General features: G+C 70.4%; 20 protein-coding genes and 2 tRNA genes. 16 read left to right on the top strand and 6 right to left on the bottom strand.

The genetic code is table 11. The features are described from left to right. Window positions 1-39: 39 nt before the first annotated feature. Window positions 40-1,080, top strand: a complete 1,041-nt coding sequence (locus DEI83_RS04410) for an LLM class flavin-dependent oxidoreductase (RefSeq protein ID WP_111080584.1) — start codon at window positions 40-42, stop codon at window positions 1,078-1,080. 219 nt (window positions 1,081-1,299) lie between these two features. Here DEI83_RS04410 and DEI83_RS04405 read toward each other — a convergent pair. The 3 genes from DEI83_RS04405 to DEI83_RS04395 all read right to left on the bottom strand — a co-directional run bounded on the left by DEI83_RS04405 (window position 1,300) and on the right by DEI83_RS04395 (window position 5,054). After that, window positions 1,300-1,373: transfer RNA gene (locus DEI83_RS04405), tRNA-Pro, on the bottom strand. A 94-nt stretch (window positions 1,374-1,467) separates the two neighbouring features. Next, a complete protein-coding gene (locus DEI83_RS04400; RefSeq protein WP_111080583.1) occupies window positions 1,468-2,421 on the bottom strand; it encodes a metallophosphoesterase in 954 nt (317 codons plus the stop codon). Continuing rightward, window positions 2,418-5,054: a transglycosylase domain-containing protein gene (locus DEI83_RS04395; RefSeq protein WP_111080582.1), complete on the bottom strand. Its 2,637-nt coding sequence runs from the start codon at window positions 5,052-5,054 to the stop codon at window positions 2,418-2,420. The genes DEI83_RS04400 and DEI83_RS04395 overlap by 4 nt, the downstream gene beginning before the upstream one ends. A 50-nt stretch (window positions 5,055-5,104) precedes the next feature. Between DEI83_RS04395 and DEI83_RS15815 the strand changes: the two genes are divergently transcribed. Further along, a complete protein-coding gene (locus DEI83_RS15815; RefSeq protein ID WP_181431068.1) occupies window positions 5,105-5,263 on the top strand; it encodes a hypothetical protein in 159 nt (52 codons plus the stop codon). Next, entirely contained in the window at window positions 5,260-5,721 is a 462-nt protein-coding gene (locus DEI83_RS04390) for a RidA family protein (RefSeq protein WP_111080581.1), read from the top strand. Before DEI83_RS15815 ends, DEI83_RS04390 begins: the two co-directional genes overlap by 4 nt. A gap of 84 nt (window positions 5,722-5,805) precedes the next feature. On the opposite strand, the gene acs is transcribed toward DEI83_RS04390, so the two are convergent. Beyond that, window positions 5,806-7,770 carry an acetate--CoA ligase gene (gene acs, locus DEI83_RS04385; RefSeq protein WP_111080580.1) on the bottom strand — a complete coding sequence of 655 codons (1,965 nt, stop codon included), beginning with the start codon at window positions 7,768-7,770 and terminating at the stop codon, window positions 5,806-5,808. Window positions 7,771-8,489: 719 nt separating this feature from the next. On the opposite strand from acs, the gene DEI83_RS04380 reads away from it, so the two are divergent. The 11 genes from DEI83_RS04380 (at window position 8,490) to DEI83_RS04330 (ending at window position 18,405) form a co-directional block, all read left to right on the top strand. Continuing rightward, the gene (locus DEI83_RS04380; protein WP_111080579.1) at window positions 8,490-9,572 is read left to right on the top strand and encodes a CpaF family protein; all 1,083 of its coding nucleotides are present in this window, start codon (window positions 8,490-8,492) and stop codon (window positions 9,570-9,572) included. Further along, window positions 9,572-10,459: a type II secretion system F family protein gene (locus tag DEI83_RS04375; RefSeq protein ID WP_111080578.1), complete on the top strand. Its 888-nt coding sequence runs from the start codon at window positions 9,572-9,574 to the stop codon at window positions 10,457-10,459. The genes DEI83_RS04380 and DEI83_RS04375 overlap by 1 nt, the downstream gene beginning before the upstream one ends. A gap of 110 nt (window positions 10,460-10,569) precedes the next feature. Beyond that, on the top strand, window positions 10,570-10,791 hold the full coding sequence (locus DEI83_RS04370; RefSeq protein ID WP_111080577.1) for a DUF4244 domain-containing protein: 222 nt from the start codon (window positions 10,570-10,572) through the stop codon (window positions 10,789-10,791). Beyond that, a complete protein-coding gene (locus DEI83_RS04365) occupies window positions 10,788-11,195 on the top strand; it encodes a TadE family protein (RefSeq protein ID WP_111080576.1) in 408 nt (135 codons plus the stop codon). The genes DEI83_RS04370 and DEI83_RS04365 overlap by 4 nt, the downstream gene beginning before the upstream one ends. Continuing rightward, window positions 11,192-11,857, top strand: coding sequence for a hypothetical protein (locus DEI83_RS04360; protein WP_146243235.1), 666 nt, complete (start codon window positions 11,192-11,194; stop codon window positions 11,855-11,857). The genes DEI83_RS04365 and DEI83_RS04360 overlap by 4 nt, the downstream gene beginning before the upstream one ends. Next, window positions 11,833-14,634 carry a type I DNA topoisomerase gene (gene topA / locus DEI83_RS04355; RefSeq protein WP_111080574.1) on the top strand — a complete coding sequence of 934 codons (2,802 nt, stop codon included), beginning with the start codon at window positions 11,833-11,835 and terminating at the stop codon, window positions 14,632-14,634. The genes DEI83_RS04360 and topA overlap by 25 nt, the downstream gene beginning before the upstream one ends. A 14-nt stretch (window positions 14,635-14,648) precedes the next feature. Beyond that, on the top strand, window positions 14,649-15,317 hold the full coding sequence (gene tmk / locus DEI83_RS04350) for a dTMP kinase (protein WP_111080573.1): 669 nt from the start codon (window positions 14,649-14,651) through the stop codon (window positions 15,315-15,317). 46 nt (window positions 15,318-15,363) lie between these two features. Further along, the gene (locus tag DEI83_RS04345) at window positions 15,364-16,506 is read left to right on the top strand and encodes a DNA polymerase III subunit delta' (RefSeq protein WP_111080572.1); all 1,143 of its coding nucleotides are present in this window, start codon (window positions 15,364-15,366) and stop codon (window positions 16,504-16,506) included. Window positions 16,507-16,590: 84 nt separating this feature from the next. Next, window positions 16,591-17,271, top strand: a complete 681-nt coding sequence (locus DEI83_RS04340) for a TetR family transcriptional regulator (RefSeq protein ID WP_111080571.1) — start codon at window positions 16,591-16,593, stop codon at window positions 17,269-17,271. A 46-nt stretch (window positions 17,272-17,317) separates the two neighbouring features. Beyond that, window positions 17,318-17,390 (top strand) — tRNA-Thr (locus tag DEI83_RS04335). 310 nt (window positions 17,391-17,700) lie between these two features. Continuing rightward, window positions 17,701-18,405, top strand: a complete 705-nt coding sequence (locus tag DEI83_RS04330) for an Ltp family lipoprotein (RefSeq protein WP_111080570.1) — start codon at window positions 17,701-17,703, stop codon at window positions 18,403-18,405. 741 nt (window positions 18,406-19,146) lie between these two features. On the opposite strand, the gene DEI83_RS04325 is transcribed toward DEI83_RS04330, so the two are convergent. Then, window positions 19,147-19,806, bottom strand: coding sequence for a M23 family metallopeptidase (locus tag DEI83_RS04325; RefSeq protein WP_181431067.1), 660 nt, complete (start codon window positions 19,804-19,806; stop codon window positions 19,147-19,149). A gap of 297 nt (window positions 19,807-20,103) precedes the next feature. Between DEI83_RS04325 and DEI83_RS04320 the strand changes: the two genes are divergently transcribed. Beyond that, the gene (locus DEI83_RS04320) at window positions 20,104-20,394 is read left to right on the top strand and encodes a hypothetical protein (RefSeq protein WP_146243233.1); all 291 of its coding nucleotides are present in this window, start codon (window positions 20,104-20,106) and stop codon (window positions 20,392-20,394) included. Window positions 20,395-21,033: 639 nt separating this feature from the next. On the opposite strand, the gene DEI83_RS04310 is transcribed toward DEI83_RS04320, so the two are convergent. Continuing rightward, window positions 21,034-22,746, bottom strand: a complete 1,713-nt coding sequence (locus DEI83_RS04310) for an alpha-glucosidase (protein ID WP_111080566.1) — start codon at window positions 22,744-22,746, stop codon at window positions 21,034-21,036. Window positions 22,747-22,944: 198 nt separating this feature from the next. On the opposite strand from DEI83_RS04310, the gene DEI83_RS04300 reads away from it, so the two are divergent. After that, window positions 22,945-23,955 carry a Gfo/Idh/MocA family protein gene (locus DEI83_RS04300; protein ID WP_111080564.1) on the top strand — a complete coding sequence of 337 codons (1,011 nt, stop codon included), beginning with the start codon at window positions 22,945-22,947 and terminating at the stop codon, window positions 23,953-23,955. Window positions 23,956-24,040 lie beyond the last annotated feature (85 nt).

The raw sequence follows: 24,040 nt of genomic DNA, 5'->3' as shown, positions 1-24,040 counted from the left end.
GCCCGGAATGGGCGCTCGACGCAGGACGTTGCCTCGGACATGAGCGACGCACCCCTGCACCTTTCCGTCCTCGACCTCGCCACGCGCGAGTACGGCCAATCGAACACCGAAGCCCTGCAGGGCTCGATCGACATGGCCGTCCGCGCAGAACAGCTCGGCTACGAGCGCTTCTGGGTCGCCGAACACCACGGCATGCCGGGGATCACCTCGTCGGCGCCGGCGGTCCTGCTCAGCGCCGTCGGGGCGGCGACCTCCACCATCCGCATCGGCTCCGGCGGCGTCATGCTGCCGAACCACGCGCCGCTCGTCGTCGCCGAGCAGTTCGGCACCCTCCGCGCGCTGTACGGCGACCGGGTCGACCTCGGCATCGGCCGCGCCCCCGGAACCGACGGGGCAACCGCGATGGCCCTGCGCCGCACCGACCGGCTCGACGTCGACGACTTCCCGCAACAGCTCGCCGACCTGGTCGGCTTCTTCACCGGCATGGAGGAGTCGAACCCTCTGTCCCGCATCCGAGCCGTGCCCGGTTACGGCGACGTGCCGGAGTTCTGGCTGCTCGGGTCCTCGGGCTACAGCGCGCAGGTCGCCGGAGCCCTGGGCATCCCCTTCGCGTTCGCCCACCACTTCGCGTCGGACAACACCGAGGCGGCCCTCGCCCTGTACCACCAGGCGTTCCGGCCGTCTCGCTTCCGCTCCGAGCCGCTTGCGCTCATCGGCGTGCAGGTCGTCACGGACGAGGACCCGGGCGTCGTGGAGGAGCAGAGCGCACCCGGCATGATCTCGTTCATCCGCATGCGCCAGGGGGCGAAGCCCGAGCCGGTGTCGATGGAGGAGGCCCGTGCGTACGAGTTCTCGGACCTCGAGCGTCGGTTCATCGCTGCTCGGACCGAGCGCCAGGCGTACGGGTCTCGGGAGCAGGTGGCGGTGAAGATCAACGAGCTCGTCGAGTCGACCGGTGCCGACGGCGTCATCGTCGCTCCGGGGGCGGCACAGGCCCGCTACCGGCACCAGGCGCTCGAGGTGGTGGCCGGACTCCACGCCGAGGGACGGCTCGTCCGGCCCGGCGTCGCGGTCGGGTAGCGCAGCGGCGTCGGGGGCTGGCTCGCCAGCGACCGGCTGAGCCAGCGACCGGCTGAGCCAGCGACCGGCTGAGCCAGCGACCGGCTGAGCCAGCGACCGGCTGAGCCAGCGACCGGTTCGGGCAGCGGAGCTCCGTTGACCGAGCCGGTCTTCGCTGTGCGCGGAGCCACGGCAGATGCAGAACGGCCCTGGTTCCGAGTGGAACCAGGGCCGTGGCTGTCGGGGTGACAGGATTTGAACCTGCGACCTCGTCGTCCCGAACGACGCGCGCTACCAAGCTGCGCCACACCCCGCGGTGTGATCACTCCGTTCCCGGAGCAACCCCAGAAGTCTATCCGATGTTCGGGGGTGGTCACGACCACACCGTGACGGCCGGGCGCGTCGCGCTCAGGTGCGGGCGGTGAGGGTGACGACGACGGCTTCGGGACGGACGGCGAACCGGACGGGCGCGTAGATCGAGGTCCCGAGACCCGCCGACACGTTCAACCACGACCAGTGGGTGCGGTTCTGCCACTGGTGCAGCCCGCTCGCGTACCGCCGGGGCAGGTCCGAGTTCGTCACGAGTGCGCCGAACCCGGGGACCGCCACCTGGCCGCCGTGCGTGTGCCCGGCGAAGACGATGTCCGCGCCCTGGGTCACGAAGGCGTCGAGCACGCGGCGGTAGGGCGCGTGCGTGACGCCGATCGAGACGGGGGAGGGGCCGCTCTCGTCCTCGGACCAGGGCACCTCCGAGCGCATCTCGTCGACGTTGGCCGGCAGGAGGTCGAGCCGGTCCCAGTCGCGGTGCGCGTCCGAGGTCCCGAAGAGTTCGAACCGCGACCCACGGACCTCGATCGCACGAGCATGGTCGTTGAGGTCGAGCCAGCCGAGGGACTCGAAGAACGCTGTCTGCCGGTCGACGTCGAGCTTCGCCGGTTCGGCGTCCGGGCGTAGGCTGCTCGGCCCGGACAGGTACTTCGCCGGGTTGCGCGGTGACGGTGCGAAGTGGTCGTTCGATCCGTTGACGAACGCCCCGGGGATGCCCCGGAAGGGCTCGAGGGCGTACTCGACAGCGGCGTTGGCGGTCGCGTGTCCCAGATTGTCACCGGTGTTCACGATGAAGTCCGGCTCGACCAGGCTGAGGTCACGGATCCACTGCTGCTTGTCGGCCTGCCACGGGGCCATGTGGATGTCCGACAGGTGCAGCACGGTGACGTCCCGCGAGCCGGCGGGGAGGACCGGGACGGTCTCCCACCGGATGCCGAACCGCCGGCGCTCCACGACGGCACCCCAGGCGGCCGTGGCGGCACCGACCGCGGCGCCGGCGGCGAGGACGCCGAGAGCACCGCGGCCGCGCGTCATCGGCAGTCCTTCGGCGCCTTGCCGTTCTTGTTGCCGTAGAGCTTGAGCGTCACGCCGGTGTCCTTGCCGGCCACCGTCCCGGCTCCGGGCTCGACGGCTGCGACGGTGCACTCGTTCTTGCCGTCGCCCTTCTCGTACTCGCCGGAGACCGCCACGTTGCCGAAGCCGGACCGGGTGAGGGTCGAGCGCGCGTCGTCCAACCCCTTGCCGCCGACCTCGGGCACCGCCGCCTGCGAGCCGTCCGTGGTGTAGACGGTCACGCTCGAGCCCTTCGAGAGCTGGAGGCCCCCCGCCGGGTTGGTCGAGAGGACCGTGCCGGGCGTCCCGCCGCCGGCCTGGAGGCCGCCGTCGACGTAGGTCAGGCCGGCACCGGCGATGGCGGCGCGAGCGGCCTCTGGCGTCTGCCCCTGCACGTTCGGGACCGCGACGCTGTTGCCGCGGATCGACGAGGGGGCGGGGTCGGCGAACTGGCCGCCCGGGTACTGCGTGTTCGCGATCGTCTGGGCCTGGCGCCAGAGCGCGGTGCGGGAGCCCGCGTACTGCCCGTTGGGGCCGTAGACGTAGCGGAGGCTCTGCTTGCCGACCGTGTTGCCCATCCACGCGACCGTGGCGACCTTCGTGGAACTCCCGACGAGCCAGATCTGGTCGGCCTCGTCCGTCGTACCGGTCTTGCCGAACTCGTCGAAACCGTCCGGCGTGCGAGCACCCGGCGCCGTCCCGATCGTCAGGACCTTCTTCATCGCGTAGATCGCCGTCGCGGCGACCTGCGGGTCGATGGCCTGCGTGCAGTCCTTGGGCTGACCACCGAGCGACTTGCCGTCCGCGTCCGTGACGTTGTCGATCGCGATCGGTCGGCAGAACGTGCCGTTGTTGGCGATGCCCGCGTACGCCGCGGCCATGGTGAGCGGCGCGATGTAGTTCGTCCCAAGCACGAAGGAGGCGTTCGTCTTGACGGAGCTCGTGGTCTTCTGCGAAGTGTCGTCCGCGAACTCGGCCGAGGTCGCACGCGGCTGCGCGAGGTGGACACCGAGCGACTCGGCGGTCTTCCGGATCTCGCAGTAGTCGAGCTTCTGCGCCATGTTCACGTACGAGACGTTCACCGACCGGTAGGTCGCGTTCTCGACGGTCATGTTGCCGCCTTCACCGGGTGCGTCGTTCTTCGGGGTGTAGTTGACGCCGACCGGGCTGCCGCACTGCGTGTAGGTCGGGAAGGCGCGGGGGGTGCCGTTGACGATCTCGCCCAGTCCGTGACCGTTCTGCAGCCAGTTGAGGAGCGTGAAGGGCTTGAACGTCGATCCGGTCTGGAAGCCCTCGCCGCCGCCGTACTGCCGGTCGACGCTGTAGTTGATGCCGGTGTCCGTCGCCGGGGCGCAGGCGTTGGGGTCGGCGCCTTCGGAACCGCAGGCTGCGAGCTGGTTGTAGTTCTTGTTCTGCGCCATCGTGAGGATGCGGCCGGTGTCGGCCTCGACCGAGTTGAGGACACCACCCAGGGCGAACCGCGCCTCGGTGTTCGGCGCGTAGGCGTCGATCAGTTCCTTCTGCGCCCCGTTGAGGTCGAGGTTCAGCGTGGTCTGGATCGTGTAGCCGCCGTTGCGCCAGGCGGCGTCACGCTGCTTCTGCGTCGAGCCCAGCTGGGACATCTCCTTGACGACCTGCACGGCGTAGTCGCAGAAGAACTGCGAGCCGTTGCCCGTGGCGGCCTTGCACCCCTGGGTCGGGTCCGTGAGCTTCACGTAGTCGGCGGGCTTCGAGGCGATGGCCTCGTCGAACTGCTTCTTGTCGATGTGCTCCTGCGCGTACATCGACTTCAGGATCACGTCACGACGGGCGACGTTCGCGTCGTAGTACTTCGGGTCCGACAGGTTGCGGGTGTTCGGCGACTGCACGATCGCGAGGATCGACGCGGCCTCGGCCGGGGAGAGGTCGGTGGCGTTCTTGCCGTAGTAGTGCTGCGCGGCTGCCTGCACGCCGTAGGTCTGGTCGCCGAAGTACGCGATGTTGAGGTACCCGGTCAGGATGTCCTTCTTCGGGTACTTCTTGGCGAGCCCGATCGCGAGCTTCATCTCCTCGAGCTTGCGGGAGACCGAGACCTTCGTGGCTTCGTTGTAGGCCTTGAGACGCTCTTCCTGCGTCGGGAGCTCCAGCGCCTGCTGCATCTTGATGTTGCGGACCAGCTGCATGGTGAGCGTCGAGCCACCGCCGGAGTCGCCCAGGCCACCGCCCGCGACGGTGCCGACACCGGCACGGACGAGCGACGTCATGTCGACGCCGCCGTGGTCCCAGAAGCGCTTGTCCTCGCCGTCGATGGCGGCGTTCTTGAGGTTGTCGCTGATCTGGTCGTACTTGAGTTCCTGACGGTTCTGGTCGTAGACCGTCGCCAGGTGCACGGGCTTGCCCGCCGAGTACGCCAGCACCTCGTTGCGCTGGGGCAGGTCGCCGAGCTCGATGTACTCGGGCAGCGACTCGAACACGCCGATCGTCGACGTCGTGGTGACTCCGGCGACCGCGATGGCCGGCGTGACACCGATGGTGACGAGCAGGCCGGCGAGTGCGCTGAAACCGACGAAACCGACGAAGGCGCCGACTGCGGAGACGGGCTTGGTCCGACGGGCAGACGTCTTCTGGGCAGACATAGGATGCAGCCTAAACGACACCTCGGACTGGAAGGCTGGCAAGGAACCGCATGCGCCGCTGGGAATACCTCACGACTCCGTTGATCATCCACAACACCACCGCCATCCTCAACAACTTCGGTGACCAGGGCTGGGAGCTGGTCCAGGTCGTCACCGGCCCGGAGGGCGGGCTCGTCGCCTACCTGAAGCGTCCGAAGGCCGACGCGTGAGCGTCGCGGCCCGTCTGCTCGAGCTGGGCGTCACGGTGCCGGCGGTCGCGGCCCCGGTGGCCGCGTACGTCCCCGCCGTGGTCTCCGGCGCGCACGTCTTCACGGCGGGGCAGCTGCCCTTCGTCGACGGCGCGCTGCCGGTGACGGGCAAGGTCGGGGCCGAGGTCGACGCCGAGACCGCGACCGCCCAGGCCCGGCAGGCAGCTCTCAACGCCCTCGCCGCGGTCGAGAGCGTGGCCGGCTCGCTGGACCGCGTCGCTCGGGTGGTCAAGGTGACGGTGTTCGTCGCCTCGGCCCCGTCGTTCACCGGGCAACCCGGCGTCGCCAACGGCGCCTCGCAGCTCGTCGGGGACGTCTTCGGCGAGGCCGGCGTCCACGCCCGCAGCGCGGTGGGCGTCGCCGTGCTCCCGCTCGACGCCCCCGTCGAGGTCGAGCTGGTCGTCGAGCTGAGGGACTGAACCGACCGCGGACGGAACGCGTCCGCTCGCGCCGGAAGGGCCTCCCGTGGGATCTGACGGGAGGCCCTTCCTGCGTCCGGCGGGCTACATCAGCTCCGCGATGGTCGCCATGACCGTCGGGTCGGCGAGCGTCGTCGTGTCGCCGATGCGACGCCCCTCGGCCGCGTCGCGGAGGAGGCGCCGCATGATCTTGCCGGACCGGGTCTTCGGCAACTCGGGGACGATGACGACCTGTCGGGGCTTCGCGATGGGACCGATCCGCTTGCCGACCCACGAGCGGAGCTCGGCGGAGACGGCCTCGCGGTCGACGCCCATGGCCGCTTCGGCGGTGAGGATGACGAAGGCGACCACGGCCTGGCCGGTCGTCTCGTCCGCGGCACCGACGACCGCGGCCTCGGCCACGCCCTCGTGCCCGACGAGCGCGGACTCGATCTCGGCGGTCGACAGGCGGTGGCCGGAGACGTTCATCACGTCGTCGACGCGACCCTGCACCCAGATGTCGCCCTGCCCGTCGAGCCGTGCGCCGTCGCCGGCGAAGTAGCGGCCCGGGAACCGTGACCAGTACGTCTCGACGAACCGGTCGTCGTCGCCCCAGATGCCTCGTGCCATCGACGGCCACGGCTCGGTGATGGTGAGGTAGCCGCTGCCGCCGGGGTCGACGCGGTGTCCGTCGTCGTCGACGATCTCGGCGACGATCCCGGGCAGCGGGGTCTGGGCGGCGCCCGGTTTGAGCTTCGTGACGCCGGGCAGGGCGGAGACCATGATCGCGCCGGTCTCGGTCTGCCACCAGGTGTCGACGATCGGCGTCCGGTCGTGGCCGATCACCTGGCGGTACCACTGCCAGGCCTCGGGGTTGATCGGTTCGCCGACGCTGCCGAGGAGCCGGAGCGTCTCGAGGCTCCGGGCCTCCGGGATCTGGCGGCCGGCCTTCATCGCGGCACGGACCGCGGTCGGAGCCGTGTAGAGGACCGTCACCCCGTAGGCGTCGACGAGGTCCCACCACCGACCGGGCTTCGGCTCGTCGGGCGTGCCCTCGTACAGCACCTGCGTGACGCCGTTCGCGAGGGGGCCGTACACGACGTAGGTGTGTCCGGTGATCCAGCCGATGTCGGCGGTGCACCAGTAGACGTCCTTCTCGGGGTGCATGTCGAACACGTTCTTGTGCGTGTACGCGGCCTGGGTGAGGTAGCCGCCGGAGGTGTGGACGATGCCCTTCGGCTTCCCGGTCGTCCCCGAGGTGTACAGGATGAACAAGGGGGTCTCGGCGGGGAACGCACGAGCCTCGTGCTCGGGGGCCGCCGCCGCGAACTCGTCGTGCCACCACCGGTCCCGATCGGTCCAGGCGATGTCGTTGCCGCCGCGCTGCACGACGAGCACGTGCTCGACGCTGTCGGTGCCGTCACCCCGGAGCGCTTCGTCGACGGCGGGCTTGAGCGGGGACACCGCGCCGCGACGCCATCCGCCGTCCGCCGTCACGACGACCTTGGCACCGGCGTCCTCGATCCGGGCACGGAGGCTCTCGGCGCTGAACCCGCCGAAGACGACGGAGTGGATCGCGCCGATCCTGGCGATCGCGAGCATCGTGACCACGGCCTCCGGGATGAGGGGGAGGTACACCACGACCCGGTCGCCCTGGCCGACGCCCAGGCCCTGCAGCATGTTGGCCGCGCGCTGCACGTCGGCGGTCAGTTCGGCGTACGTGATCCGTCGGGTGTCGCCGTTCGCGCCCTCGAAGTGGATCGCGACGCGGTCGCCGTTCCCAGCACGGACGTGGCGGTCGAGGCAGTTCTCGGCGACGTTCAGCTCGCCGTCGGCGAACCACCGGGCGAAGGGCGCTCCGGACCAGTCGAGCGTGCTCGTGAACGGCGTCCGCCAGTCGAGGAGCGCTCGGGACTGCTCGGCCCAGAACGCCACGCGGTCGGAGCTCGCGGCGTCGTGGAGTCCCTGGTCGGCGACGGCGTCCGCGACGAACTCCGGCGACGGTGGGAAGGTCGCTGCTTCGTCGGGGGTGTCGGCCTGCTGCGGATCGGCCTGCTGCGGAATCGTCATCGATGTCCTTTCGTCTCGTCCGCCCGGGACGCGGTCGGACCACCGAGGCAGACGACGACCGGGCGCAGTCGGAGACTACTCCCGACCGTGCGGGTGCTGACGGCGCCGGGACGACCGGGCCGAGATCGTGGAGGCGGCCGGATCCGACGGGGTCACACGAGTCCGACTGCGTCGGGCGGGATGGGGGCGGGCGCAGCACGGCAGTCGAACCGCGCAGGTCGACGCGTTCCGCGTCCAGGAGTGTCGTCGCATCCCGTTCGTGGGGTACAGTTGTCTGTGCCGGGCTCGTTCCCGGTGGCATCGGTCATGATTCCCCCCAATCCGCCGGTGTCCAGGCGGCACCCGTTCCCCCCAACAGGTGCCGCCTCTTCCTTTTCCCGACGGTGCCCGTGCCGGTACCGACCGGCCGATGCGCCCATGATCCCGCTCGATCGGCACGGTGCCGCGCCCCGAGTGGACAGACCGGTCGACCCAGTCGCCCCCGTACCAGGCCACCCGGGCCCTCCGACGAGGGGCTCGCACGGACCGCTGGGTCACGTCGGCCGTCGGTCGGCGCCGTCGTTCTCCCGGTGACCGTTCGCTCGTCGATGTCGAGCGGAACGGGGTACGGACCTGCTCGTCGGGGTACAAAGTGACCACGAACGTGATCGACGCCAGTGCTGTCCACCGATCGGCCTGGAGGCCCTGGTCACGCCCCGCGCGCTCGTACCGTTCCCGACATGCACCGGCATCGCGCTCCCTTCCTGCCCGGCTCGCCTCGTCTCGCCCAGGGACGGCGCGGCGCGTCGCTGATCGACTTCGAGGAGCTGGCGCCCCTGGTCGCGGACCGGCGGGTGACGGACGTGCTGGTGCTGGGCGGTCGAGGGGTGTGGACGGACCGGGGCACGGGGCTCGACGTCGTGCCGGGCCTGGTCTTGTCCGAGCAACGGACCCGTGATCTCGCGCGGGAGCTGGTGGCACGCGGCGGACGGCACGTCGACGAGTCGACTCCCTGCGCGGACGTCCGGCACGGCGACGGCATCCGCGTCCACGCGGTGCTCGCTCCGGTCTCTGTGCACGGGACGGCGCTCTCGATCCGGCTCCCGGAGGACGAACGGCCGACGATCGACCGGATGGCCGACAGCGGGTTCTTCCAGCGGATCCCGCGTCGGGTCGTCGATCGAGCAGTGCACGAACGGCGGAACGTGCTCGTCACCGGGGCGACCGGCAGCGGGAAGACCACACTCCTGGCGGCGATGCTCGCGATGGTGCCGCCGGACGAACGGATCATCACCGTGGAGGACGTCGCCGAACTCCGGATCGACCACCCGCACGTGGTCGCTCTCGAGGCGCGTCAGGCCAATGCAGAAGGAGCGGGCGCGCTCGGACTGGAGCGGCTGCTCCGCGAAGCCCTCCGGATGCGCCCCGACCGCATCGTCGTGGGGGAGTGCCGGGGGCCCGAGATCCGCGAGCTCACCTCGGCGCTCAACACGGGGCACGACGGAGGTGCGGGAACGGTGCACGCGAACGGGCTCACCGACGTCGCCGCCCGGCTCGAGGCGCTCGGGGCGTTGGCCGGGCTCGGCGCCGAGCCGTTGGCCCGCCAGGCGGCGAGTGCGTTCGACCTGGTGCTGCACGTCGAGCGGCGGCACGGCGTCCGCGCCCTTGCAGCGGTGGGACGGTTGGGTGTGGACCCGTCCGGTCGCCTCGAGGTCACGACGGTCGACGCGGTCCCGGGCACGGTCGGGTCTGGTCGACGGGCGCGAGTCGCGCCGGCCGCAGGCGTGACAGCCACCGGAGCCGGGGCGGGCAGGAGCGCGTGATGCCCGGCAGCCGGACGACCGGCGACGGGGCGACCGGTGTGGCGCGGGTGCTCGACCGCGTCGCCGTCCTGGTCGCCGCAGGCGTCCCGCCTCCCCGGGCCTGGGCGCTCGTGACCGGCGGGTCGGACCCGGTGGGAGGTCCGGCGAGCGCGCCCGCGAGCGCGGGTGCCGTGCCGGGTGACACCTCGTTCGGCCGCGACGTCCAGGGGGTGCTCGCCGTGGCAGCCCGGACCGGCGCACCGGTCGCCCCGGCGCTGCGCGCGCTCGCCGCCTCCCTCCGCGACACAGCGCAGGCCGAGCGGTCGGTCCGGGTCGCGTTGGCCGGACCGCGGGCGAGCGCACGCGTGGTCCTGGCACTCCCGGTGCTCGGCGTGCTGCTGGGCTCGGTGTGGGGAGTCGATGCGATCGGCGTGCTCATCGGTGGCCCCGTCGGTCGGGGCTGTCTCACCGCCGCGACGTTGCTCGTCGCGGTCGGGCACCGGTGGACGGGGCGACTCGTGGCAGCGGCGACCGGTGCGCCGACGGTGCCGGGGCTGCTGCTCGACGTCTGGGCGATCGCGGTCTCCGGTGGTGGTGCCTGGAAGGACGCCGCCGCGACCGTCGACGCGGTCTTCGCCGGTCGCACCTGGCCGGCGGACGACCGTGCCCGACTCGCGGAGACCCTGGCTCTCGCCGAACGAGCCGGAGTCCCGGCGGCGGAGCTGCTCCGGGCCTGCGCGCTGGACCGTCGTGCGGACGCTGCCGCCGAGGGCATCGCGCGAGCGGAGCGCCTCGGGGTGCGGCTCGTGCTGCCGCTCGGCGTGTGCGTCCTGCCCGCGTTCGTGCTGGTCGGGGTGGTGCCCGTGGTCCTCGGGATCCTCTCCTCCACATCCGCGGTCATCGGGTGACGTCTCCACCGGTCGATCGAGAGCAGCCCGGGCGGTGGGGTCGGAGGCCGAGACTCGGAGCACGGACCGCGAGGCCCGGGACGCACACAGGACAGAAGGAAGGACACCACATGGAAGAGGACGTCAGGCCCGTGGGCGAGCCAGCGGCGGCACGACGACGCCCACGACGGCTTCCGGGTCGACTGCACGACGATCGGGGGTCGGCCACGGCGGAGTACGCGGTGGTCATCCTGGCCGCGGTGGCGTTCGCCGGGGTCCTCGTCGCGGTGATGCGCTCTGGCGAGGTGCAGGCCATCCTCACCGAACTCGTCCGGAGCGCGCTGACCCCGTGAGCGACAGGGCCTGCAGACGGCGACCCGGCGAGCGGGGATCGGTCACCGCCGAGTTCGCGGTCACGCTGCCCGTCGTCGCGGTCGTCCTCGCCGCGGGGATCGCCGGTGTGCTGATCGTCGACGGACAGGGCCGGTTGCAGTCCGCGGCGATCACGGCTGCGCGGGCATTCGGCCGCGGGGACGACGCTGCCGGTCGGGACGCGCTCCGGACAGCGGCGGCGGGCTCCGTGCGGGTCGACCGTGTCCGCGGCATGGTGTGCGTGCACGTCGGTCGCGCTGCGGGGAGCGGGCCGTTCGCGGGCGTCGGGCTGCGGGGCGATGCCTGCTCGGTGGACGAGCGCGCCGACGCCGGGGACGAACACGCCGACGCGGCGGCCGGCTCGCCCGAGGGCGGACGATCATGACCTGGAGGAGGGTGCGCCGGGGTGCCGGTGCGCCGGTCGCCGGGCCGGTCGGGCGGGCCGGGCAGGCGGGGCGGGTGCTCGAGTGGGAGGAGACGGCAGGCGGGGCGCGAGCGGGCGACCGGGGTTCGGCGACGGTCGTGCTCATCGCGGTCCTCGCCGCGTTGTCGCTCGTCGTCGCGTCGGCGCTCGCCGCCGCCGGACACCGCGTCGCCCTGGCCCGAGCGCAGGGCGCGGCGGACACCGCGGCGCTCACCGCTGCGGCTGCGACGGTGGAGCTCATCCCCGGCCGACCGTGCCTGGCGGCGCTCCGGTCCGCCCGGGCCGTCGGGGCGGACGTCCTCGCCTGCTCGTTGGCCGGTGCGGCGGCACGCGTCGTGGTGGCGGTCGGGTCCGGTCCGCTGGCCGCCCGGGCGGTCGCGGTCGCCGGGCCGCGGCAGGACGACGACGGTGCGACCGGACCGGTACGCACCGTCCGGGTGGTCCAGCCGGAGGTCGCGGACCCGATCCGGCTCCACCGGGCATCCCCACGGGAGTGTGTATGGTGTGCCTGTCGGCCCGCCGGTCACCGAGTTCCCGGTCGACCCGGACGCATCCACGACGTCCGTCGGCTGACCAGCACCATCGATCAAGGAGACACGTGCCAGGCACGAAGAAGCTCGTGATCGTCGAGAGCCCTGCGAAGGCGAAGACGATCGCGCAATACCTCGGCGACGGATACGAAGTCCAGGCGTCCGTCGGACACATCCGCGACCTCGTCGAGCCCAAGAACCTGCCGGCCGAGCTCAAGAAGGGTTCCCTCGGCAAGTTCTCGGTCGACGTCGACAACGGGTTCGAGCCGTACTACGTCGTCTCCGATGCGAAGAAGAAGACCGTCGCGGACCTCAAGCGCGCCCTGAAGGACGCCGACGAGCTCTACCTCGCAACAGATGAGGACCGCGAGGGCGAGGCCATCGCGTGGCACCTGCTGCAGGTCCTCAAGCCGAAGGTGCCCGTCAAGCGCATGGTGTTCCACGAGATCACCAAGGAAGCGATCCAGCGCGCCCAGGAAGCCACGCGCGAACTCGACACCGCGCTCGTCGACGCGCAGGAGACCCGCCGGATCCTCGACCGGCTGTACGGGTACGAGGTGTCGCCGGTCCTCTGGCGCAAGGTCGGACCCGGCCTCTCCGCCGGACGTGTCCAGTCCGCCGCGACCCGCCTCGTGGTCGACCGCGAGCGTGAGCGCCTCGCCTTCGTCTCCGCGAACTACTGGGACCTCACCGCGCGGTTCGAGAAGTCCGACGAAGGTGGCTTCACCGCTCGTCTGGCCCGGATCCACGGCAAGCGCGTCGCCTCCGGTCGTGACTTCGACGACCGCGGCGAGACCACCTCGGACGTCGTCCGACTCGACGAGACCTCGGCGAGTGCGCTGTCCGCCGTCCTCGAGCGTGCCGGTGACGCCGTCGTGCGCAGCGTCGAGTCGAAGCCGTACACCCGCCGTCCCGCAGCGCCCTTCACCACCTCGACCCTGCAGCAGGAAGCGGCGCGGAAGCTCCGGTTCTCGGCCCGGCAGACCATGAGCGTGGCGCAGTCGCTCTACGAGAACGGCCACATCACCTACATGCGGACCGACTCCGCCTCGCTCTCCCAGCAGGCGGTGTCGGCGGCGCGCAAGCAGGCGACGGCCCTCTACGGTGCCGACTCGATCCCGGACAAGCCGCGCTCGTACGCCGGCAAGAGCAAGAACGCGCAGGAAGCGCACGAGGCGATCCGTCCTGCGGGTGACACCTTCAAGACGCCGTCCCAGATGGAGGGCGTCCTCCGCGGCAACGACCTGCGACTGTACGACCTCATCTGGAAGCGCACCGTCGCGTCGCAGATGGCGGACGCCAAGGGCTCGACCGCGTCCGTCGTGCTCGGCATCACCTCGACGGAACCCGTGGAGGGCCTGGCGTCCACGTCCTCCGGCACCGACGTCGAGTTCACCGCCTCCGGTACCGTCATCACCTTCCGCGGGTTCCTCAACGCGTACGAAGAAGGACGCGACGAAGACCGCGCCGCCGGTGACTCGGCCGACGACGCCAAGCTGCCGCAGATGGCGGAGGGCGACCACCTCGGTGTGCACGACGTCGCTGCCAAGGGGCACGACACGTCCGCCCCGCCGCGCTACACCGAGGCGAGCCTGGTCAAGACACTCGAAGAGCTCGGCATCGGCCGCCCGTCGACCTACGCCGCGATCATCTCCACGATCATGGACCGCGGGTACGTCACCCAGCGCGGCACTGCCCTCGTCCCGAACTGGATCGCGTTCAGCGTGGTGCGGCTGCTCGAGGACTACTTCGGAGACCTCGTGCAGTACGACTTCACCGCCGAGATGGAGAACGACCTCGACCGGATCGCCAGTGGCGACGAGGACCGCGTCGACTGGCTCAAGGGCTTCTACTTCGGCGGCGGCGACCAGCGTGGTCTGCGCACGGTCATCGACAACCTCGGTGAGATCGACGCGCGGGAGATCAACTCGGTCGAGCTCGCACCGGGGCTGACCCTCCGCATCGGCCGGTACGGCCCCTACATCGAGACGCCGAGTGACGACCCCGAGAAGCCGCGCCGCGTCAACGTCCCCGACGACATCGCGCCCGACGAACTCACGCTCGAGAAGGCGCGCGAGCTCGTGGAAGCACCGGTCATCGGTGACCGCGTCGTCGGCATCAACCCCGAGAGCGGCAAGGAGGTCCTCGCGAAGGACGGCCGCTTCGGCCCGTACGTGACCGAGCGCACCCCGGAGCCCGAGCCCACGGTCGACCCGGCGACGGGCGAGGTCCTGCCGGCGACGGCCGAGTCGGACTCGTCGGCGGCAGCAGAAGCCACCACCACGACGACGACCACCACCAAGACGGCGACCAAGGCGAAGACCACGGCGGCGAAGAAGACGAAGAAGAAGGCCGCGGCCCCGAAGGAGCGCACCGCGTCCCTCTTCAAGTCGATGGACCCGCAGACGGTCGACCTCGAGACGGCGCTCAAGCTCCTCGACCTGCCCCGCACGGTCGGCACCGACCCGGAGTCCGGCGACGAGATCACGGCACAGAACGGTCGCTACGGGCCGTACCTCAAGAAGGGCACCGACACCCGGACGCTCCCGAGCGAGGACGCGATCTTCGACGTCGACCTGCCCGGTGCCCTCGAGCTGTTCGCCCAGCCGAAGTACGGAGCCAAGCGTGCCGCCAGTGCGGCACTCAAGGAGTTCGACGCCGACCCGGTCTCCGGCAAGCCGATCAAGGTCAAGGACGGCCGATTCGGCCCGTACGTGACCGACGGCGAGACGAACGCGACGATCCCGCGCGGCGAAGAGGTCGAGGCGGTCGACTTCGAGCGCGCGGTCCAGCTCCTCGCCGACAAGCGCGCGAAGGGCCCGGTCAAGAAGAAGGCCCCGGCTCGGCGCGCCCCCGCGAAGAAGAAGTGACCCCGGACGCAGCCGTGCCGGAGCCGACAGCGCCGACCGCGTCGGCGGCCACCGGTCGAGGGTGGTTCATCACCCTCGAGGGTGGTGACGGTGCCGGCAAGACGACGCAGGCGGAGCGCCTCGAGCAGTGGCTCGAGGCGCACGGCCGGCAGGTGATCCGGACACGTGAGCCCGGGGGCACGCCGCTCGGTCAGCGCATCCGCGAGATCGTCCTGCACGAGCGCGGCCACGTCGCCCCCCGGGCCGAGGCGCTCCTCTACGCCGCCGACCGCGCGCACCACGTCGAGACGGTGGTCCGTCCGGCGCTGGCCCGCGGTGCGGTCGTGCTCCAGGACCGGTACATCGACTCCTCGGTGGCCTACCAGGGCGTCGCCCGCGGCCTCGGTGCCGAGCAGATCCGGACGGTCTCGGACTGGGCTGCCGACGGCGTGACGCCGGACCTCACCGTGCTGCTCGATCTCGACGTGACCGTCGGCCGGGCCCGGGTCACCGCCGCGCGCGGTGACGTCTTCGACCGGCTCGAGTCCGAGGCAGCGACGTTCCACGAGACCGTGCGGCAGGCGTTCCTCGCCATGGCCCGCGCCGAACCGGACCGTTTCCTCGTCGTGGACGCCGCCGAACCGGCGGACGCGGTGCAGGAGCGGGTCCGGGTAGCCGTGTCGGGCCTCCTCGGGATCGCCTGATGTCCGTGAGCGTCTCGCGGTCGGTGGCTGCTGCGAGGATGATCCCGTGAGCGTGTGGGAAGGCCTGACCGGGCAAGAGGAGTCGGTGGCCGCGCTGCGGAGTGCCGCCGAGTCGGTCGACGGCACCGGTGGCATGACGCACTCGTGGCTCATCACCGGCCCACCTGGCTCCGGTCGGTCGAACGTCGCCGCCGCCTTCGCCGCGGCGCTCGTCGGCAGCGGCCCGGACGACGACCACACGCTGCGGCTCATCACGGCCGGCACGCACCCGGACGTCGCCCGCCTCACCACCCAGCGGGTCATCATCACGATCGACGAGATCCGGCAACTGGTCACCTCGTCGCACTTCTCACCCTCGGTCGGGCGTTACCGCGTGATGATCGTCGAGGACGCCGACCGGATGACGGAACGCACCTCGAACCTGCTCCTCAAGGCGCTCGAGGAACCGCCGGAGCGCACCGTGTGGATCCTCTGCGCCCCGAGCGAGGCCGACCTGTTGCCGACGATCCGGTCACGGGTCCGTTCCGTGCGACTGCGGGTGCCCGGCATCGAGTCCGTCGCCGACCTCATCGTTGCCCGCACCGGTGTCGACCGGGTCCTCGCCACCGATGCTGCCCGACAGGCGCAGAGCCACATCGGCATGGCGCAACGCCTTGCCACGAGCGAGGACGCCCGGGAGCGCCGTCGGCGCACCCTGACCACCGTGCTCGGGATCCGCAGCGTCGGCGACGCCGTGAACGCCGCCGCGGCGCTCCTCGCCGTCGCCGACGAGGACGCCAAGGCGATCACGCTCGAGCGAGACGCAGAGGAACGCGACGCTGCGCTGCGGTCGCTCGGCGTGCAGCCGGGCGGGACCGTGCCGCCGGCGCTCCGCTCCCAGCTGCGTGCGCTCGAAGAGGACCAGAAACGCCGGGCGACCCGGAGCCTCCGCGACGGGTTGGACCGCATCCTCGTCGACGTCTCGTCGCTCTACCGAGACCTGCTGCTCCTCGGTCTCGGAGCGCCGGCGGAACCGGTCAACCTGGCGATCCGCCACGAGCTCGAGCGAGCGCTGCCCTCCGTACCGCCGGCGGCCGCGCTCGAGGTGCTCGACGCCATCGCCACCGCACGGCAGCGGATCGGGGCGAACGTCGCGGCCCTCCTGGCCCTCGAAGCGCTGCTCGTGACGGTCGCCCGCGCCGTCCGCTGACCTGCCGCCGCGCGGGCCTCCCGGCGGGCAGTCCGCACGACCTCTCATGCCGTCCGTGGCGGTGCACGTGCGAGGATCGTGCCCATGACCGACGCCGAACCGGGCCTCCGTGAGCGGAAGCGCCGCGCCACCCGACTCGCGATCCAGCAGGCCGCCCTGCGCATCGCGATCGAGCACGGCTTGCAGGCGGTGACGGTCGACGAGGTCTCCCGTCGGGCGGACGTGTCACCGCGGACGTTCTTCAACTACTTCCCGAGCAAGGAGCAGGCGATCCTCGGGGACGACCCGACCCTGCCGCAGGGGGAGGAGGTCGAGGCGTTCGTCGCCGGTGGCCCCTCCGGCGACCTGCTCCCCGACCTCGGCGTCCTCCTCGTGCGCTCGGCGCGGGAACTCATCGAGGAGCGTGGGCTGATCGAGGAGCGCCAGCAGGTCCTCCGCGCGAACCCCGAGCTCTTCAGCCAGCGGATGGCGTCGATGAAGGAGTTCCAGTCAGGCATCCAGGTCGTCGTCGAACGTCGCCTGCGACGCGGCGCGGGACTGGGCGACGGCGACGGCGACGGGACCGCCGACCTCGACACCGACACCGACACCGACACCGACGCCGTGCTCCGGCGCCGTGCGCGGCTCGCGTCGCTCGTGGGGCTGGCCGCGCTCCGGCATGCATGGTGGGAGTGGTCTGAGTCGGACGCCGACGTGCACCTCGTCGACGAGCTCGCCCGCTCCTTCGACGACCTCGGCGCGCTCGTTTCGCGCTCGCTCGTCTGATCCTGTACAGTTGGCTCTCGTGCCGCTCCGGCTAGCCGGAGCGCCCGCCGCCTTAGCTCAGTCGGTAGAGCGATTCACTCGTAATGAATAGGTCGTCGGTTCGATTCCGACAGGCGGCTCCGGTGAAAGCCCTGGTCGAAGACTCCTGCCCGAGTCTTTGGCTGGGGCTTCTTCTTGTAGTGGTACACGCTGCAGTTGCACGCAAGCGCTTGATGCCGCCCACGCCCAACGTGCGGCGCTCAAAGACCGGGGTGGGCTGCGCCTGCTGCCGTCTTACGCCAACCAGCACAGTTGGCTTCGTTAGTTCTCCTGCACGGCAGTGCCGTGTGGCGGTGCACCCGAGCCGCTCGACCCCCAGTAAAGGGGCTCCCTGCGCCGGATTTCTGACCGTAGGCTCAGCCGGTCTACAGCAACAACAAGGGGAACCCGATGACTAACTACCAGACCGCTCCTGCGGCATCACCCACTTCGCCGAAGCGTTCTAACCCGCTCGGGCTCACTGCTCTCATCATTGGCATCGTCGCGGTCATCGGCTGCGCCATTCCGATCGTGAACTTCGTTTCAATCTTCCTCGGCGTCGTCGCCGTGATCCTGGGCATCATCGGGCTCGTGCAGAAGAACCGCACGCGTGGCCTCGCGATCGCTGGCACCATCCTCGGTGGAATCGCTTTGATCGTCGGTATCGCGACGGCTTCGATCTACGCCGCCGCCGTTAGCAGCGTCTCCGATGCACTCGAGACGTCAGCGCCGGCCGCGACTGAGGACGCTGCTGCCCCGGCTGAAGAGCCCTCCGAGGAGGCCTCTGAGGACACTTCGTCGTCTGACGTGCCGGCTGAATACACCTCTGCTCTTCGGTCCGCTCAGAACTACTCCGACGTGATGCACATGTCGAAGGAGGGCATCCGGGGGCAGCTCACGTCCGACGTCGCTGACAAGTTCTCTGCTGAGGCTGCTGGTTACGCTGTCGACAACGTGAAGGCTGACTGGAACGCGAACGCGCTTGCTACGGCGAAGAACTACCAGGAGACGATGAGCATGTCTCCCGAGGCGATTCGCGATCAGCTCACGTCGGACGTGGCCGACAAGTTCACGCCGGAAGAGGCGGACTACGCGGTACAGCACCTCAACGACTGATCTCGCACCAGCAAGGAGCCCTGCCCGCGAAACGTCGCTGGCAGGGCTCCTTGCTGTCGGCCGCTTCCGGCACCATCCTCGCCTGGCTGAGCATCAGTGGGCACAGCCCGAGCACCCCGACGTCACCCTGCGCCAGCCCGCCGTATTCGACCCTGAACTCGCCGGTTGGCTGATGCCCATTGACCCGCCGCAGCCCCTTTTGGGCCGACGTCGCGTTCGAACTTGTCCCCGACACCCTGCAACTGAAGTGCTTCGCGATCGCAGGCAGCGACGTCGCCGTCCTCGTGTAGACCGCATGGCAGGGACGACTGCAGCGTGTCCCCGTCGACCGTGACTATGCCACATCCGCCGGCCTCGGCGCGAACGTCTGCTGATCGCCCGTCGGCGCCGCGACCCATTTGCGCTCGGACCGGCGCTCTCCCTACCCGAGGCGGCGTCCGGCGGCCCGGTCTGTGATTGCCTGAAGCCCGACCCGGTCTTGCCTGGTTGCTGTTCCCTGACCTGGCACTCGAGGTCGAAGTGAGCGTCATCGCCTGGGCGGACCGCGGGCTGCTCGTCCCGCGGCGGTTTGGGTCAGGCGGGCGAATGCGCTCGGATGTGGCGGGACGCCGTACGTCCTCAACGGACCGCTCTTCTTGTCGGTCTCGAGTATCTTCTATTGGCACCACGATGGAAAGACCCTCACCGGGTCCTTGCGAATCCGATGGGGGTCTGGTCGCGCTTCCTTGTAGGCGGAACTGCCTAAACGGCGAGTGAGCCGCCCGCCTGCGTGAACATGGCGTCCTGCAATGACCACCAGCCGCCCCTGCCCCCGTGAGGAAGACGGCTTGGATCGGTGTAGGCGCGCGGGATGCCGAGGGCTGCGAACGTGGTCGACGTCTGAGTCTCGTTGAGCTCGTGGATCTCATCCGTGTTGCTGACGACGCGTGCGATCAGATTCGCATCGGTACTCGTGTTGAGGTGACGCACGTAGTGCATGCCTGCGACGAACACGTGCCCCGAGGCGACGTTCTTCAAAACATACATATCTTCGTCCTCCATGACGGGAAGCGGGTTGACCGGAGCAGGATTGGTTGGTGTTCCAGGATTGAGCGGAGCGTTCTCGAAAACGGGCGCGGGATCGACCGCGGCACCGTTGACGTGGTACTCGAAGTGCAAGTGAGGGCCCGTGACGTTGCCGGTCTGCCCTGTGAGGCCTAGTTGCGTGCCAAGCGGGATGCGTTGACCATTCGACACCAGAAGGCTGCCCTCGATCATGTGGCTATACGTGGTTACGAGCCCCTCGCCGTGGTCAATCTCGACGTGGTACCCGAAACCGCTGTAGAGCTGCGCCATCGTCACCGTACCGGCTGCTACAGCGTGAATTGGTTGTCCGGTCGGCGCACCAAGATCGAAGCCCATGTGGTTGGTCGTTCCGACGCCTCCTGGAGACGCACGGGGTCCGAACGGTGAAGTAACTGCGTACCGCTTTGTATACGGGTAATGCCAGGTCGGCGCCGCCCAAGCTCTGCCCGGTAGCGCAAGTTCAGCACTCAGTAGTAGTGCGCTAAGGCCTCCCATCGCGAGCAAGGTTCGACGCGGCAACTCGCCTCGATTTTGAGATTCCGTTTCTTTTGCCACGCCTAGAACTCTGGCAGTCTTCAAAGCTGAGCGCGTACCCCCGTGCGGGCGTCAGCATCATGGGGGACATTGTTGTCGATGGCATCAGCGGCGATGGCGACATCCACATTTCCGGTACCGACGAAAGACTTTCTCGGGGTCACCGAGCTTGAGGGGATATTCTCATGCTGGGGGTTGTCGTGCCTGCTCGCGGATCTCGGCGATCTCGTCGCCACATTAGGCGTTGTCGAGGTCGTCCTCGAGGAGCAGGTCGCGAATGTGCGGGTCGATCGTCGGGAGGTGGTCGGTTCTGCCCCGACTACGCGTGACGTCACGGATGAACTGCCGGAACGCCTCGAGCAGGATGCGAAGGACGCGTCACTCGGGTGACGTGCGCCTTCACCTCGCCAAGCTCGCGGCGTAGATCCTCGAGCTGGCGGTCGTACTCCTGCCGGGAAGACCGCGAAGGTTTCGAGAGTCACACGGCTGGACTCGTTGTCGGCGTGCTGCTGGTCGATCTCGTGCTGCTCGGTCGGGGCGGGGATGCTGGCTCGGTGCGTGCGGACCTCCGACCGTACGAGCGCGACGCCGACGAGGCCCGCCGCGGCGACCACGGGGCCGACGACACGGACGAAGCGCTTCGTGGCCTCTGTTTCCACCATCCCCATCCGTTCTTCTTCGCGTCGAGGGGATGCCGAACACTCGCCATCCGAACGAGCCGGTGAGGGCGATGGGCACGAACCTGACCGTTCAGCGGTCCAAGTCATCGGTGTCTACGAGGACACCTGCGGCGATGAGTGCGCAGCCGCAGACGGCGAGCATCATGACGAGCAGCGACTTCGCGTACATCTCAACGCGCCACATGCGCTGCGGGAACGCGACGCCAAGCAGACACACCAACGCGACAATGGCGCGGCCGCCGGACCACGATTGCGCGTAGGCCGCCGAAATACTTCACGGAAGGCTCCACAACGCGTATCTCCGCAGGACGTGTCTCCGCAGGGGGGCCGTCCTCCCCGCAGGGGCCCGTCACCGGCACTCGTGCACGCGCGCCTCCCACGGGCGCAACCGTCCGGCCGAGTCCGGCTCCCCGAGGTTCCCGAGCACGAGGTCGCCTGCCCGCCCCGCGACACCCGCCGGCAGGACGAGCTCGGACGCCGACAGGTTCGCGACCACGACGAGCGGCGGGTCGTCCTCGTCACGAGCAGACGCGGCGGGAAGCGACCGCGTGAACGCCCACAGTGCAGGGTGCTCCGGCTCGAGCAGCGCGAAGGTCCCGAGTCGCACGGTCCGTGACCGGTGCCGCAGGTCGACCAGGCGGCGGTGGTGCTCGTACACCGAGCGGTCCCCGGCGGCGCGGTCGGCAGCGACCGTGATCCGCGGCCAGCCCTGACCCATCCCGATCCACGGCTGCGCGGTCGAGAACCCGCCGGCGGGTTCGCTGTCGTCCCAGGGGATCGGCGTGCGGGCGTTGTCGCGACTCCGGAAGGCGAGGGCCTCGAGCGCCGACGCCATCGGGATGCCCCGGCCGACGGCCCCACGGAACCAGTTGAGCGACTCGACGTCCCGGTACTGCTCGATCGCGGTGAACCCGGCGTCGACCATGCCGATCTCGTCGCCCTGGTACACGTACGGCGTGCCGCGGTGCAGGTGCAGCACGGTGGCGAGCAGCGTCGCCGACTCGTACCGGAACGCGAACGGGTCCGTCCCGGACCCTGGGCCGTCCGCCGCCGACCGCGCCGCCGCCCCGAACCGTGACACCGGCCGCGGCTGGTCGTGGTTCGACAGGTACAGCGAGTTCCACCCGCGCGCTTCGAGCCCGGTCTGCCACCGCGCGAGTGAGGCCTTCAGCGCCGGCAGGTCGGTCTCCTGGCGGGTGAACTTCGATGCCGGCGCGTGGTCGAGGCCGACGTGCTCGAACTGGAACACCATGTCGAGCTCGTGTCGCTCGGGGTCCGTGAACAGCGCGGCGTCCTCGACGGTGACGCCCGGCATCTCCCCGACGGTGAGCAGCGCGTCCCGACCGGCGAACACCCGCTCGTGCATCTCCTGCAGGTGCTCGTGGATCCGCGGCTGCATGACGTACGCGTCGCTGTCGCCGGAGAGCGCGTCGTCGTCCTTCGCGATGTGGTTGATGACGTCCATCCGGAAGCCGTCGACGCCGCGGTCGAGCCAGCGGTTCATCATCTCGTACACGGCTTCACGCATGTCCGGGTTCTCCCAGTTGAGGTCCGGCTGCTGCGGTGTGAACATGTGCAGGTAGTACTGACCCGTGCCGGGGTCCCACGACCACGCCGGCCCGCCGAACGCGGCGCGCCAGTCGTTGGGCTCGTGGCCGTCCACCGGGTCCCGCCAGATGTACCAGTCGTGCTTCGGGCAGGTGCGCGAGCGCCGTGCGGCGCGGAACCAGGGGTGCTGGTCGCTGGAGTGGTTGACGACGAGGTCCATGACGAGTCGCATGCCCCGTCGGTGCACCTCGACGAGCAGCGCGTCGAACTCGTCGATCGTGCCGAACAGCGGGTCGATGTCCTCGTGGTCGGAGATGTCGTAGCCGTTGTCGGCCTGCGGGGAGCGGTAGACGGGGGAGAGCCAGATGACGTCCACCCCGAGGTCGGCGATGTGGTCGAGGTGCTTCCGGAGCCCGGCGAGGTCGCCGACCCCGTCCCCGTTCCCGTCGGCGAAGCTCCGCGGGTAGACCTGGTAGACGACGGCTCCCGTCCACCACGGTTCCGGTTCGGTCACGGCGCCTCCTCGCGTCCGGAACGCGCCTCCGGCGCGTCGGCCAACCACCTGTCGGACGCCAGGCCCGTCACCCGCCCGGTGCCGAGCCTCCAGTCCGTCTCCTGGTGACGCGCACGGTACGCCGACGGCCCTGACCGCCGACCCCGGGCACGCACCCGGCGGTCCGCCCGGCCCGGCGTCCGGCTGGTAGACAGGGGCATGGCCGTTCGATGGGGAGTGCTCGGGACCGGTGGCATCGCCCGGTCGTTCGTCGGTGACTGCACCGCCGCGGGGGTGGAGTTCGTCGCGGTCGGTTCGCGCACCGAGGAACGTGCCCGCACCTTCGCCGGCGAGTACGGCATCCCGCGGGCGCACGGTGACTACGCCGCCCTCGTGGCCGACGACCAGGTGGACGCGGTGTACGTGGCGACGCCGCACTCGCGGCACGCCGAGGACGCGCTCCTCGCGATCGAAGCCGGCAAGCACGTCCTCGTCGAGAAGGCCTTCACGATCACGGCCGCCGAGGCACGACGGGTCCGCGACGCAGCGAAGGCCCGGGGTGTCCTCGTGGTCGAGGCGATGTGGACCCGGTTCCTGCCGCAGACGGCGATGATGCGTCGGGTCGTCGCCGAGGGCCGCATCGGGACGCCGAGACTCGTGCAGGCGACCCACCACCAGGCCCTGCCGACGGACCCGCACCACCGGCTCAACGACCCGGCGCTCGGTGGCGGGGCACTGCTCGACCTCGGGGTCTACCCGGTCTCGTTCGCGGTCGACGTGCTCGGCGTCCCGACGGCGCTCGTCGCGTCGGGGACCCTGAGCGACCAGGGTGTCGACACCCAGATGGGCATCGTGATGACGCACGAGGGCGGTGCGCAGTCGACCGTGCACTTCGCGCTCGACCTCCGGAGTCCGAACGGCGCGTCGATCATCGGCACCGAGGGTCGGATCGACCTCGACCCGACCTGGTGCACGCCGACGACCTGGCGCATCCGGGACGCCGACGGCGTGGTCGTCGAGGAGTTCGACGGGCGCGAGGAGCTCGCCGGGTACGGACACGAGGCCCGCGCCTTCGAGGCGGCGATCACGGCGGGCGCCGCGCACGGCGGACCCGTCGAGATCGCCGCGGGCGGTCCGGCCGACATCGAGCACACCGTCGCCGTGATGGCGGTCATGGACGAGGCGCGCCGGCAGGTCGGCGTGCGGTACCCAGCGGACGACGAGGGCTGACCGGCAGGAGTCGCCGCTCCGGGCCGACCGGTCCGGGCTCACCGCTCGGGGCTCCCCGGCCCGCACGCCCCGTCCTGGAGGCCCG

It is taken from the genome of Curtobacterium sp. MCBD17_021 (assembly GCF_003234525.1).
Classification (GTDB): Bacteria; Actinomycetota; Actinomycetes; order Actinomycetales; family Microbacteriaceae; genus Curtobacterium.
The sequence above is the reverse complement of the archived record's forward strand: the minus strand, read 5'-3'. Positions and strand labels throughout refer to the sequence as shown.